The sequence below is a fragment of the Bradyrhizobium sp. UFLA05-112 genome, assembly GCF_053572325.1.
In genome coordinates, this window is record NZ_JBANBK010000008.1 from 83,316 (window position 1) to 95,343 (window position 12,028).

The following is a 12,028-nucleotide window of genomic DNA, read 5'->3' on the forward strand; positions in this document are numbered from 1 at the left end:
CAGCCGGGGCTTTTTTCGTGTGCGCCCGGCGCCTCACCGCCCCGAGACCAGCCGCGCCAGTGTGGGTAGAATTTTGTAGCGCGCGATCTCATGCGGATACTCGCCCCGATTGGCGAGCAGGACGATACCGAGCCTGCGCGTGGGCACGAGGCCGATATAGCCCGAGGCGTTGTTGAGGCCGCCCGGCTTGTCGAGGACCGTCACACCATCGAGATGCACGGTTTCCCAGGCCATGGCCTGGCCGAATTTCTCGTCGACGCGAAAACTCTCGTGCTGCGTCATCCGGATGGCCTCGCGCAGCTCGGGCTCGATCGACCTGCCGTCCGCGCAGGCCGCGACGAAGATCGAGAGATCGCGCGCCGACGAGAACATCTGGCCAGTGCCCGGAAAGTCGAAATAGCTCTGCTGATTGCCGGGCGCACCGATCGGCGTGCCCTGATCGGAATAGCCCTGCACGGCGCGCGCCATCTGCGCATCACTCAGCATCGCGCGATTGTCGGACGCGCGTTCCGGCACGAATGTCGAGCTCATGCCGAGCGGCTTCAGGATGCGGTTTGCGATCAACTCGGAGACCGGGATACGATAGCGGCGCTCGAGCACGAGCTGGAGCAACACATAACCGGCATGGGTGTAGATGCGCTGCTTGCCGGGCTCGATGCCCTCTGGTGGCGTCCAGGCGTTGAGCATGTCGAGGAACTGTGCAAAGCCGAACGACTCGTTCGGCCACGGCGGATGATCCGTCGGCAGCAACAATCCAGACGTATGCGTGACGAGTTCGCCGACCGTGACGCGGCGGATGTAGTCGCTGTCGAGTTCGGGCAGGTACATCGCCACGCGCTCGTCGAGCCGCAATTCGCCGCGGCGCACCCCGAGCGCGACCAGCGTCGCCTCAAAGGTCTTTCGCAGGGATGCGAGGTTGAACAGCGTGTCCGATGTGATCGGACGCCTGGTGGCGTCGTCGGCGAGGCCGTAGTTGAAGAAGTCGACGTGACCGCCCGCATAGAGCGCGGCGGAAAGGCCACCGGGATGATCCGGCGTCGCCGTCGACGCGAGCTCAGTCGCCACGATGTCCCGCAACATAGGTATCATGTCGGAGTCCGCGTGGCCGAGGCGGGCGAATCCAAATGCGAATGGCAGCAGCGCGGCCTTGGCAAGGGACCGCCGGCTGATGGCAGGGCGCGGTGAGTGAACAGGAGAGTGCACGCGGTCTGATGATCAGTTCGAATCGCCCCCGCTTCACTCTTATCGGCAAATGTCGCGCCTCCCAATTCACGATTGCGCGGGGAAGGGTTCCGCGACTGTGGTGAGAAAGTAAGCCGGGCGGCTAACAATAATTGACGCCGGTCGGCGTTTGATCTATAGTTATCCACATGGCTAACCAATTGTCTCGACTCGACCAGGTCTTCGGCGCGCTCTCGGACCCCACGCGCAGGGCGATCGTCATGCGGCTGTGCGCCGGCAAGGCGTCGGTCGGCGAGCTCGCCGATCCCTTCGCAATGGCGCTGCCGAGCTTCATGAAGCACATCCGCGTGCTCGAGGAGAGTGGCCTCGTCGTGTCCGAAAAGTCCGGACGCGTGCGCACCTGCCGGCTGCGGCCGGAGGCAATGGCGGGCGCGGAGGATTGGCTCCAGCAGCAGCGGGCGATCTGGGAAGCGCGCCTCGACCGGTTCGAGGCCTATGTGATGACGTTGAAGACGACCAGGAAGGGGCGGGGCGGCAAGCGCCCGTCGCCGACAACCAAGGGAAAGGTTTCGCGTAATGACTAGCTCAGCCAACCCAGCTCTATCGCAATGGTCGCTCGATCGTGAGATCGTGCTGTCGCGTGTCATCGACGCGCCGCGCGAGCTGGTGTTCGAGGCGTGGTCCGACCCAAGGCATCTGCCGCAATGGTTTGGACCGGCGGGCTTCCGGATCGAAAGCAAGGAGATCGACGTTCGCGTCGGCGGGGTCTGGCGCTTCGACATGATCGCACCTGACGGCACGGTCTATCCGAACCGCATGCGCTTCCTGCGCATCGACAAGCCGCGGCTGATCGAGGTCGATCACGGCGCGGACAAGGACGAGGACCCCGGCATGTTCCGCATGACGGTCACCTTCGATGCCCATGGTGACAAGACCGTGCTGACGCTGCGGCAACTGCACCCGACGGCCGCGCAGCGCGAGACCGTGATCGGCTTCGGCGCCGTCGAGCTAGGCTACCAGACGCTGGACAAGCTTGCAGCGTATGTGGCCAGCCTGAAGGGCTGAGCGCTGTCAGTCGGGGGGTGCTTCGAAAGAGGTGCCCCCGGCGAGAGCGCATCGCTGTCGTGAATTGTGACAGCGCACAGCGCAATTATGACAGTGCCGTCACGCAGATTTTTGTCGCCTCACGTTACCGCTTTATGACAGAATTGCTACCGCTAGATGTCAAATCGACTTATGTGGAGCGATTTATGTTGCAGTGGCAGGCGCGGTCGAATCCTCTGGCGTGGTGGTGGGGGGGCCTGACGCTTGTCAGCAGCGTCAACATTTTCGTCTGGTTCATGCTGTACCGCGAGTTCTATCCGACTCCGACCGACAGCGTCGGCGGCGGCTCCAACATCGGGCTGATGTTCTTGCTCTGCGCCGGCTATGTGTTCGGCTGCGCGTTCCGTTCGTTCCTGCCGCGCGCCGACGTGCAGCGCATCTGCCTGTTCGACACCTGGCTTTCGAGCGTGTTTGTCGGCCGTTCGGTCGCGACCGTGGCCGAAGTCTGCTTCGCCGCGCAATGGGCCATTATCCTGCATCAGCTCGGCGGCATGACGGGGGCGGAGACCGCGGTGAACATCGCGTGGATCATCGTGCCCGTGATCATCATCGCCGAGTGCTTCTCCTGGTACGCAGTTGTAACCACCAACTATCTCTACAACGCGATCGAGAACTCGCTGTGGGCGGTGACGTTCTTCCTGGCGGGCATCGCGCTGTGTCGGCTGATGCCGGAATTCCAGGGATCGGTGCGCTGGGCGCTGCTCGCGGGCATCATCGGCATCGCCTGCTTCCTCGCCTTCCTCGTCACCGTCGACGTGCCGATGTATCTCAGCCGCTGGCGGGCGGGGCATCCCGAGGGCGGCAGGCTGCTCGGCTTGCTCGAAGGCCTTCATGACGTCGCCACCCGCTGGGTCGTGACGCATGACGTCGCGCATTGGAAGGGCGAGCTTGCCTGGATGGCGCTCTATTTCAGCGCCGCGGTGTGGTCGAGCCTTGCGCTGTGCGCGCTCTATGCGATGGAAGGCTATCTGACGCGCTACCTCGTTTGAGCCGCGACGGTTCAGACCTCGCCGAGATCGATCTGGGTCAAAATGCCCTGGCGCAGCGCCAGCCTGACGAGCTCGATATCCGACTCGACGCCGAGCTTGCCCTTGATCAGGGAGTGCAGGTTCGCGACCGTCTTGGGACTGACGTGCAGCGTCTCGGCGATCTCCTCGGTTGAGCGTTCGGCGAGCAGAAGCCTCAGCACCTCAAATTCGCGCGCCGTGAGGACGTCGGTCGCCGAGCTCTCGCCGGCAAGCCGGCTCAGCGCGAGCTCGTGGTCGATGTCGGGGCTGATCGCGACCCGCCCCGCGAGCACGTCCATCACCGCGCGCACCAGCGTCTCCGGCGGGCTGGTCTTGGTGACATAGCCCCTCGCGCCGGCGCGGATCGCCTGCACGGCGAAGCCGGCGTTCTGATGCATGGTGAAGACGAGGATTTTTGCGGCCTTGTCCCACTGCCTGATCCGCCTGATGGCCTCGAGGCCGCCGATCCCCGGCATGCTCAGATCCATGATGATGAGATCAGGCGGGCTTTCCTTGAACAGCCGATAGGCTTCCGCGCCGTCGGAGGCCTCGGCGACGACGCGCAGTCCCGGCTGCTTCTGCAGGACGGAGCGATAGCCCTCGCGGACGACGGCGTGGTCGTCGACCAACATGATGGCCCAGTCGGCCTCGCTCATGCCGCATCCTCCAGAGCTTCGAGCTGCGCGTCGGCAGGCATGACCGGAATCGCGACGCGCAAGGCGGAGCCGCCGTCCGGTCCGGCCGTGAAGCTGAGCCGGCCGCGCATCGCCGCGACGCGCTCGCGCATGCCGAGCAGGCCCATGCCGGATTTGACGGCGGCATCGCTCGGCCGGCCGTCGTCGTCGATGGCGAGCGCGATCTCGTTTGCGCCCATCGCCAGATGCAGGCTGACCTTCGTGGCGCCGGCGTGCTTGGCCGCGTTGGTGAGCGCCTCCTGCACGATGCGGTAGAGATTGGCGCTGATGGAAGCGGGGAGGCTCTCGAAGTTGCCCTCGAAGCGGATATCGAAGCGCGGCCGGCCGCGGCTGCGGCCGTTCCATCCGGACACCAGGCCTTCGAGGCTCGTGACGAGGCCGAGCTCGTCGACATCGGGCGGGCGCAGGCGGAACAGCGCGCCGCGCAGCGTCTCCATCATGTCGGTCGTGGTCCGGGCAATGCTGTCGCACTCTCCCAGCAAGGCGGGGCAGTCCTGCGCCGCGGTCTGACGGGCGGATGCGGCGAGCGCGCGGATTGCGGCGAGCGACTGGCCGAACTCGTCGTGCAGCTCGCGCGCGAGATGGCGGCGCTCCTCGTCCTGGAGCGCGATCAGCCTGCGCGTCAGTTCGCTGCGCTCGGACAGCGCTGTGGCAAGACTCGCAGCAAGATGATTGAAGACGTCGCGGACGGCGGAGAGCTCCGCAAGGTCGAAGGGCGGCAGCCGTGCGTCGAGGTCGTTGGCGGCGATGCGCTCGAGGCCGGCGCGAACGACCTGAGTCGGACGCAGCGCGCGCGCCAGAGCTGCGTAGACCAGGGCACAGAGCAGCGGCAGCGTGATTGCAAGCACGGTCATCAGGCGACCAGCCTCGTGCCAGGCCTCCGCGGTCTGCACCGCCGGATCAAACCAGACCACGGCGTCACCGAGTTTCGCTCCCCGCGCGATCACAGGCCGTGCCGCTTCGCGGCCCGGGTCGAATACGTTGCGATAGAAAGCCGCGAACGCCTGCGGCGGCACGCTCGCCGGGTTCGGCGCGCCGCTACAGAATCGCTGGAGCATCTCTCCGTTCGCTCCACGGAATGCGAGACACAGGCCGGGCGTCATTACGAAGGCCGAGACGGGGTCGAGGTTCGGAAAGTCCGAGCGCGGGCTATTCACCCACTGGGTCTTGCCCTGTTGCAGCTCCAGCGTCTTCGCCACGATGGCGGCGATCCCGTCGATGCGCGCATGCACCGCGCGGTCGGCCGTAATGAGGAAATAGGCGGAGATCGCTGCGAAGCACGCGGCCGATACGGCGGCTACGCGCAACGTCAGACGGACCTTGAGATCGAATCTCGGGCGGTTCCACATCGGCGGGCACCTGGCGCGGACGGTATTGTCCCGTCCGCATTAAACGGCAGAACGCCAGCGGCGAAAAGCGCTACACGTTACCGCGGTGCAACGTCGTGAAATTTTCCCGGCATCGGCCGGGATGGGCGCCGCTGCATCGCCTGAGGTTGCCGGCCTAACATCGCTGGTCCGCTCCATGACGCGAGGCCCGTTCATGCACCTCTCCCGGTTGATCCTTTCAGCTCTTCTGATCGCTGTGCTGCTGGGTGTCCGACCGGCAAGTGCGGGCACCGAGGCGGCTATGGCAGCGCCGGTCGGTGTGATCATCGAGGACTTCGGCTATCTCGATACGTCTGGCGAGCCGGTCGACCAGACCGCCGCCCACGAGAAGCGGCTCGGCGCCTTCATGGTCGCGCTGCGGCGGGATGTCGAGGCGGACAAACGCTATCAGCTCGCGCCCGCCGGACAGGCCGATGCAAAATTCAGGGTGGTCGGCGGCGTCCAGAAGACGAGCACGCTGGTGCAGTGGGCGAGGGTGGCGGTGATCGATATCGGCGCCAAAAAGGTGCTGTTCGAGAAGCTCTACACGTTCCGCGGCGACAACGACGAAGCCTGGGATCGCGCCGAGGCGTTCGTCTCCCGCGAGGTGATTGCAGCGCTCGCGCAGCCCGCGCCGATAGCGCTTGCCGTGTTCGCTTTCGAGCTCGAGGACACCACGGCCGCACCGTCAGCGGGCCTGAGCGAGTCCGACACCGCGCATCTGGCCGAGGTCACGAACGGCGTGCGCGATCGCCTCGCGCAATCCGGCCGCTACCGCCTGGTCGACGTCAGTGGCGCGAGCGGGGAGGCGGCTGCGCGCCACGCGCTGCGCGACTGCGGCGGCTGTGACGCAGAAATCGCCGGGAAGCTCGGGGCGGACCAGTCACTGATCGGCGTGGTACGGCGCGTCAGCCGCACCGAGTATACGATTGGATTCCAGGTCCGGGACGTCAGGACCGGCGCTGTCGTCGCGCGCGGCGACAGCGGCTTGCGCATGGGCGCCGACTATTCCTGGAACCGCGGCGCCGTGCGGCTGGTCAGTGATCGCCTGATCGAGGGCCAGTAGTCGCCGGGCGCCTCAGAAAGTCAGCTGCACCTTCATCGACTGGGACCGGTCGCTGGCGAGCTCGAAGGCGGCGACCGCGTTCTCGAACGGCAGCGAGGCCGAGATCAGCGGCTTCACGTCGATCAGGCCTTCGCCCATCAGCCGCACCGCCAGCTCGAACTCCGGATCGAAGCGGAAGGTGCCGCGGAGCTGCAGCTCCTTGGCGACGATGGAATTGATCGGCAGCGTCATCTCGCCGCCGAGTCCGAGCTGCACGATGGTCGCGCCGGGGCGAAGCAGGTCGAGCGCGGTGCGCAGCGCCGCCTGGTTGCCGGACGCCTCGAACAGCGTGTCGAACACGCCCTTGCCGGCGCGCCACGGATCGAGCGCCGCGGCGTTGTTCGCAACGTTGATGGCATGGGTGGCACCGAGCTTCCTGGCGACCGCCAGCGGCGCGTCGGCCACGTCCGTGACCACGATCTCGGCGGCGCCACCAAAGCGCGATACCAAGATCATCAGCGCACCGATCGGGCCGCAGCCGGTGATCAGGACACGCTTGCCGAGGAGGGGACCGGCCTGCTTGCCGGCATGCAGGCACACGGCAAGCGGCTCGGCCATCGCGGCTTCAGCAAGCGACAGCTTTTCGGCGATCGGCACGGCTTGCGCGGCGTCGACGGTGACGTATTCACGGAAGCCGCCCTGGACGTGGGGATTGCGCATCGCGCTGCCCATGAAGCGCATGTCGAGGCACTGGTTGCGCATGCCTTCCTGGCAATGCAGGCACTGGCCGCACGGCTTGCTCGGATTGACCGCGACCCGCGTGCCGGGCTTCACACGCGAGACGCCTTCACCGACTGCGGCAACGACGCCGGCAATCTCGTGGCCCAGCGCCATCGGCTGTTGGATTCGCACGGTGCCGAAGCCGCCATGGTGATAGTAGTGCAGGTCGGAGCCGCAGATGCCGCCATTGGCGATCTTCACACGGACTTCACCGGGGCCGGGCGCCGGATCGGCAAAGCTGTCGATCCGCAGGTCCTTCGGTGCGTGAATGACGACGGCGCGCATGGGTACTCCTCCAGCTCGTTCAGTTGCGGGGCGCGATCACATCGCGGCGATCATGCCGCCATCGACATAGATGATCTGGCCGTTGACGTAAGTCGATGCGTCGGAGGCGAGGAAGACCGCGGCGCCCACCAGCTCGTCGGGCTTGCCCCAGCGCTTGGAGGGGATGCGCCCCATCAGCCAATTGTTGAAATCAGCATTGTTGACCAGCGCCTCGTTCATGTCAGTCAGCATGTAGCCCGGACCGATCGCGTTGGCCTGGATGCCATGCTGGGCCCATTCCACCGCCATCGAGCGGGTGAGGTTCTTGATGCCGCCCTTGGCCGCGGTGTAGGGCGCGATCGTCGGTCGCGCCAGCTCGCTGCCGAGCGATCCGATGTTGATGATCTTGCCGTGTTTGCGCGGGATCATCCGCTTGGCGGCTTCGCGGCCGATCACGAAGGCGCTGGTCAGGTCCGTCTCGATCACCTTGCGCCATTCGTCGGTGGTGAACTCGACCAGCGGCTTGCGGTGCTGGATGCCGGCATTGTTGACGAGGATGTCGACCGCGAGCCCCTCGCGATCGAAGCGCTCGAAACTGGCGACGATCGCGGGCTCATCGGTGACGTTGAAGGCGGCGCCTTCAGCCTTGTGCCCGGCGGCGCGAAACTCGGCGACCGCCTGCTCGACACGCTTCGGATCGACGCCGTTGATGATCAGCTTGGCGCCGGCCTTCGCCAGGCCCTCCGCGATCGCGCGGCCGAGCCCGCGGGAGGAGCCGGTGACGAGCGCGGTGCGGCCGGAGAGATCGAACAGGGTAGTGCTCATCTAAAATTCCTCAAATGTTGGAGCGGCGCACGGTGAGATCCGACCGGTCGAATACCGCAGGTAGGAGGTCGACGCCAAGTCCTGGCCCTTCCATCGGGAAGACATAGCCGTCCTTGATCACAGGCATCATGGTGACGAGTTCATTGTACCAGCCTTTGTAGAAGGCGCGCACAGATTCCTGGATCAGCGTATTGGGCTGGCTGAACGACATGTGGATCGCGGCGATGAAGCCGACCGGGCCGATGCAATCATGCGGTGCAAAGGGGCGGTGATAGGTCTCCGCCATCGCAGCGATCTTGCGGCCCTCGGTGAGGCCGCCGGTCCAGCACAAATCCGCCATCACCACATGCATGGCGTCGCGGTCGAGCATGTCCTTGTAGGGGAAGCGCGAGCCGAGCGTCTCGCTGGCGCAGACCCAGACGTCGGTCGAGCGCGCATATTCGGCGAGCGCCTGCGGCGAGTTCATCCGGATCGGATCCTCGTACCAGGTCGGCTTGTACGGCTCGAGCGCCCGCGCGATCTGTTTTGCGGTCGGCAGATTCCAGAGCGAATGGAGCTCGACCATGATCTCCATCTTGTCGCCAACGGCTTTGCGGATCTTCTCGAATGGCTCGATCGCCTTCTTCATCTGGGCCGCGGTGATGAAGAGGCCATTGTTCTCCTGCGCCGCGGGATCGAACGGCCAGATCTTCATGGCCGAGATGCCGCTTTCCAAAAGGCTTTCGGCCAGCGCATCGGCGCGGTTCATGAAGGCGTCGAGGTCCTCATAGGGGCTTTGCACCTCGCCGAGATTCCAGTTCGAGACCGGGCGGATGTTGGTGGAGCGGACATATTTGGTGCCGGCGCAGGTGTTGTAGATGCGCTGCTTGTCGCGGCAGAGGCCGCCGAGCATCTGGTGCACGGGCTGACCGCAGACCTTGCCGAAGAGGTCCCACAGCGCGATGTCGATCGCGGAGGCCGCGCGATATTCGACGCCGGTCGAGGACTGCGCCATCGGCAGATTGAGCATGTCGCGATGGATCGCCTCGATATGGAGGGGATTGCGGCCGAGCAGGCGGCCGGCAAAGGTGTCGTGGATCTGCGCTTCGACGGCGCCTGCGCCATAGAAGGTCTCGCCCAAGCCGATGACGCCGGCATCGGTGTGGACGCGCACCCAGATCACATTGGCGAATTCCTCGGTGCGCAACGTCTCGATCGACGTGATCTTCACGGCAACATCCTCCCGTCCAACGGCGCAGTAGCGCGTCTTGTTGTTCTTCCTTGGTCTCCTGCCACGGTTGCCCCGCAGCTTGGTGCGCTGTCATACGCCCACTTGTAATATATCACAACATGTTTTATGCATGTCACAAACAAGACGCGATCTCACCCGGGGACGAGGCGGGGTCGATGGGAGGAAAACATGGTGCGGCGCAAACGCGCGCTCGAGCTGGTCAATCCGGAGCGGGAAGGCGCAATCGGCCGGCGCAACCGCGTCAATTTCGTCGAGCTGGCCTATCAGAAGATCGAGGATCTGCTCGTCAATTGCGAGCTGAGGCCGGGTCAGTTCCTGACCATGCTCGAATTGCAGCACATCACGGGCTTTGGCCGCACGCCGGTGCACCACGCCGTCAACACGCTTGCCGCCGACACGCTGATCATCATTCGCCCGCGTCATGGCTTGCAGGTCGCGCCGATCGATCTGGCGCGCGAGCGCATGCTGCTGGGCCTTCGCCGCGACATGGAGCGCTTCGTGATCCGCCTCGCGGCCGATCGCGCCAGCCTGTCGCATCGCAACCAGGCCCTGCATATCGAACGCGTGCTGCGCGAGCGTCGGGCCAAGCTGACGCTGGACGAGTTCAACAGTCTCGACCGCCGCATCGACGCGCTGATCCTGGAGGCTGGCGGCGAGCCATTCCTCGCGCATACGATGCGGCCGCTGCACACGCTCTATCGTCGCATCGGTTTCATCCATCACCGCCACATGCCGGGGCAGACCGACCTGTCCGGCACCATCGACCGCCATCTCGACATCTTGAACGCCATCGCCAATCGCCGCGTTGAAGCGGCGGTGGAGGCCAGCGACGCGCTGATCGACTTCATGAATGCGATGTTCGGCGGGATGGAGGCGGGAATCGATCCGCGGTTGCTCGATTGCAGCATCGAGCCGCTGCTCGGCACGTAAGGCGATGAGATTGGGTCTGACTGCGACCACGGAGAAAGTCCGCTCCCTCTCCCGCTTGCGGGGGAGGGCTGGGGTGGGGGTGTCTCCGCGATGGAGATACTCCCCGTGTGGAGAGAGCCCCCACCCGGCGCGTTTGCACGCGCCGACCTCCCCCGCAAGCGGGAGAGGTGCAGCGAGTCTGCCGCCAAATCGATCCCATCAACTCTAGGGAACAGGGAGAAACAAATGTCAACGATGGCCATGCCACAACCGACCGCGAGCGAGGCCGCGGTCCGCTACCTCATCACCAACTACAGTCCCAAGGGGAACAAGGTCGGCTGGCTGATGATGGCTTCGATCCTGGTCGAAGCCTGGGATCTCTATTCGATCGCTTTCGTGCTGATCTTCATCCGCGAGCAATACAATCCCGATCCCTTGATGCTCGGTCTCGCCGCCGCAGGCACGCAAGGCGGCGCCCTGATCGGAGCACTGCTCGGCGGCTGGATGTCCGACAAGATCGGCCGCCGCGTGATGTTCCTGGTCACGATGGTGATGTTCATCGTGTTGGCGCTGGCCCAGGCCTTCGTGCCGAGCGTCGGCTGGCTCGTCGTGATCCGTTTCCTGCTCGGCATCCCGCTCGGCTCCGATATCTCGACCGGCTACACCTACATCATGGAATCCATGGCCAAGGGCGAGCGCGAGGTCATGGGCAACCGCTGGCAGTTCATGTTCGCAGTTGGTGAAGTCCTCACCATCGGTGTCATTGTCCTCTTCCTCCTGATCGACATGCAGCACGAGACGCTGTGGCGCGTGACGCTCGGGCTCGGTGCGTTTCCCGCGCTGATCATCCTGATCATGCGGCACGACGTGCCGGAGACGGCGGTGTGGCTGGTGCAGAAGGGACGCTACCGCGAAGCCAAGCAGGTTGCCCGCGAGATGTTCAACGACAATCTCGCGATGCTGCCGGATCAGGACGTGGAGGTGCCGAAGGTCAGCACCCGCGCGTTCCTCGCCGATCTCAAGAAGGATCCGATCCGCTGGCGCGCCACGATCTACGGCTGGATTGCCTGCTTCGCGCAAGGCAGCGAGTTCTCGACCTTCGCGTTCTACCTGCCGGTGCTGTTCGTGATGGTCGGTGTGTCCAGCGTCCTCGGCAACAATCTGGTGACGATGGCGCTGTTCTGCTTCGCCGCGCTGTCCGGCTGGGTCGGACCGCTGTTGACGCCGAAGCTCGGCCATCGCGGCATCGCGATCGCTGGTTTCTCCATCGTCCTGGCCTCGCTGCTGGTCGCGGCCTTTGCGTTGTACACCGACAACAAGATCCTGCTGCCGTTCGCCGCGGCCGCCATGCTCTGGGGTCATTACTGGGATGCCTCGAACTGCATGACGATCCCGACCATGGTCGCCAAGCCGAAGTATCGCGGCACCGCGAGCGGCTTCGCCTACATGTTTGTGAAGCTGCCATCGTTCCTGGCAATCTTCCTCTTCCCCGCGCTGTTCTCGGCGATCGGGCAGGCGAATGCCACGCTGTTCGTCGCGATCTTCCCACTGATCGGTCTGCTCGCTGCGATCTTCATCCTGCCGGAGGTCTATGGTTACGACAACGACTGAAGGACTAC

The 12,028-nt window shown here is 64.9% G+C and carries 12 protein-coding genes; 6 read left to right on the plus strand and 6 right to left on the minus strand.

Going from position 1 to position 12,028, the window contains the following annotated elements:
* Window positions 1-33: 33 nt before the first annotated feature.
* Entirely contained in the window at window positions 34-1,089 is a 1,056-nt protein-coding gene (locus SO180_RS06915) for a serine hydrolase (RefSeq protein ID WP_449378070.1), read from the minus strand.
* 281 nt (window positions 1,090-1,370) lie between these two features.
* Between SO180_RS06915 and SO180_RS06920 the strand changes: the two genes are divergently transcribed.
* The 3 genes from SO180_RS06920 (at window position 1,371) to SO180_RS06930 (ending at window position 3,275) form a co-directional block, all read left to right on the plus strand.
* Window positions 1,371-1,766, plus strand: a complete 396-nt coding sequence (locus SO180_RS06920; protein WP_449378071.1) for an ArsR/SmtB family transcription factor — start codon at window positions 1,371-1,373, stop codon at window positions 1,764-1,766.
* Entirely contained in the window at window positions 1,759-2,247 is a 489-nt protein-coding gene (locus SO180_RS06925) for an SRPBCC family protein (protein ID WP_449378072.1), read from the plus strand. The genes SO180_RS06920 and SO180_RS06925 overlap by 8 nt, the downstream gene beginning before the upstream one ends.
* 185 nt (window positions 2,248-2,432) lie before the next feature.
* Window positions 2,433-3,275 carry a hypothetical protein gene (locus tag SO180_RS06930; RefSeq protein ID WP_449378073.1) on the plus strand — a complete coding sequence of 281 codons (843 nt, stop codon included), beginning with the start codon at window positions 2,433-2,435 and terminating at the stop codon, window positions 3,273-3,275.
* Between the two features lie 11 nt (window positions 3,276-3,286).
* On the opposite strand, the gene SO180_RS06935 is transcribed toward SO180_RS06930, so the two are convergent.
* Window positions 3,287-3,949 (minus strand): response regulator, encoded by a 663-nt coding sequence (locus SO180_RS06935; protein WP_449378074.1) that lies wholly within the window; start codon window positions 3,947-3,949, stop codon window positions 3,287-3,289.
* A complete protein-coding gene (locus SO180_RS06940; RefSeq protein WP_449378075.1) occupies window positions 3,946-5,337 on the minus strand; it encodes a sensor histidine kinase in 1,392 nt (463 codons plus the stop codon). The genes SO180_RS06935 and SO180_RS06940 overlap by 4 nt, the downstream gene beginning before the upstream one ends.
* Before the next feature lie 193 nt (window positions 5,338-5,530).
* Here SO180_RS06940 and SO180_RS06945 point away from each other — a divergent pair, with 193 nt between their 5' ends.
* Window positions 5,531-6,421 carry a DUF3280 domain-containing protein gene (locus SO180_RS06945; RefSeq protein WP_449378076.1) on the plus strand — a complete coding sequence of 297 codons (891 nt, stop codon included), beginning with the start codon at window positions 5,531-5,533 and terminating at the stop codon, window positions 6,419-6,421.
* Between the two features lie 12 nt (window positions 6,422-6,433).
* Here the strand turns inward: SO180_RS06945 and SO180_RS06950 are convergent, their stop codons facing one another.
* The 3 genes from SO180_RS06950 to SO180_RS06960 are packed head-to-tail and all read right to left on the minus strand — an operon-like array spanning window position 6,434 to window position 9,479.
* Window positions 6,434-7,465, minus strand: a complete 1,032-nt coding sequence (locus SO180_RS06950; protein ID WP_449378077.1) for an L-idonate 5-dehydrogenase — start codon at window positions 7,463-7,465, stop codon at window positions 6,434-6,436.
* Between the two features lie 36 nt (window positions 7,466-7,501).
* Window positions 7,502-8,269: an SDR family oxidoreductase gene (locus SO180_RS06955; protein WP_449378078.1), complete on the minus strand. Its 768-nt coding sequence runs from the start codon at window positions 8,267-8,269 to the stop codon at window positions 7,502-7,504.
* Between the two features lie 10 nt (window positions 8,270-8,279).
* Window positions 8,280-9,479 carry a mandelate racemase/muconate lactonizing enzyme family protein gene (locus SO180_RS06960; protein ID WP_449378079.1) on the minus strand — a complete coding sequence of 400 codons (1,200 nt, stop codon included), beginning with the start codon at window positions 9,477-9,479 and terminating at the stop codon, window positions 8,280-8,282.
* A gap of 189 nt (window positions 9,480-9,668) precedes the next feature.
* Here SO180_RS06960 and SO180_RS06965 point away from each other — a divergent pair, with 189 nt between their 5' ends.
* Window positions 9,669-10,430, plus strand: a complete 762-nt coding sequence (locus SO180_RS06965; protein WP_449378080.1) for a GntR family transcriptional regulator — start codon at window positions 9,669-9,671, stop codon at window positions 10,428-10,430.
* Window positions 10,431-10,655: 225 nt separating this feature from the next.
* Window positions 10,656-12,020: an MFS transporter gene (locus SO180_RS06970; RefSeq protein ID WP_449378081.1), complete on the plus strand. Its 1,365-nt coding sequence runs from the start codon at window positions 10,656-10,658 to the stop codon at window positions 12,018-12,020.
* The last annotated feature ends 8 nt before the right edge of the window (window positions 12,021-12,028 follow it).

What these genes read in the sequence shown, in the direction of transcription:
- SO180_RS06915 (WP_449378070.1), bottom strand. Translation starts at nt 1,089, where the DNA reads ATGATACCTATGTTGCGGGACATCGTGGCGACTGAGCTCGCGTCGACG.
- SO180_RS06920 (WP_449378071.1), top strand. Translation starts at nt 1,371, where the DNA reads ATGGCTAACCAATTGTCTCGACTCGACCAGGTCTTCGGCGCGCTCTCG.
- SO180_RS06925 (WP_449378072.1), top strand. Translation starts at nt 1,759, where the DNA reads ATGACTAGCTCAGCCAACCCAGCTCTATCGCAATGGTCGCTCGATCGT.
- SO180_RS06930 (WP_449378073.1), top strand. Translation starts at nt 2,433, where the DNA reads ATGTTGCAGTGGCAGGCGCGGTCGAATCCTCTGGCGTGGTGGTGGGGG.
- SO180_RS06935 (WP_449378074.1), bottom strand. Translation starts at nt 3,949, where the DNA reads ATGAGCGAGGCCGACTGGGCCATCATGTTGGTCGACGACCACGCCGTC.
- SO180_RS06940 (WP_449378075.1), bottom strand. Translation starts at nt 5,337, where the DNA reads ATGTGGAACCGCCCGAGATTCGATCTCAAGGTCCGTCTGACGTTGCGC.
- SO180_RS06945 (WP_449378076.1), top strand. Translation starts at nt 5,531, where the DNA reads ATGCACCTCTCCCGGTTGATCCTTTCAGCTCTTCTGATCGCTGTGCTG.
- SO180_RS06950 (WP_449378077.1), bottom strand. Translation starts at nt 7,465, where the DNA reads ATGCGCGCCGTCGTCATTCACGCACCGAAGGACCTGCGGATCGACAGC.
- SO180_RS06955 (WP_449378078.1), bottom strand. Translation starts at nt 8,269, where the DNA reads ATGAGCACTACCCTGTTCGATCTCTCCGGCCGCACCGCGCTCGTCACC.
- SO180_RS06965 (WP_449378080.1), top strand. Translation starts at nt 9,669, where the DNA reads ATGGTGCGGCGCAAACGCGCGCTCGAGCTGGTCAATCCGGAGCGGGAA.
- SO180_RS06970 (WP_449378081.1), top strand. Translation starts at nt 10,656, where the DNA reads ATGTCAACGATGGCCATGCCACAACCGACCGCGAGCGAGGCCGCGGTC.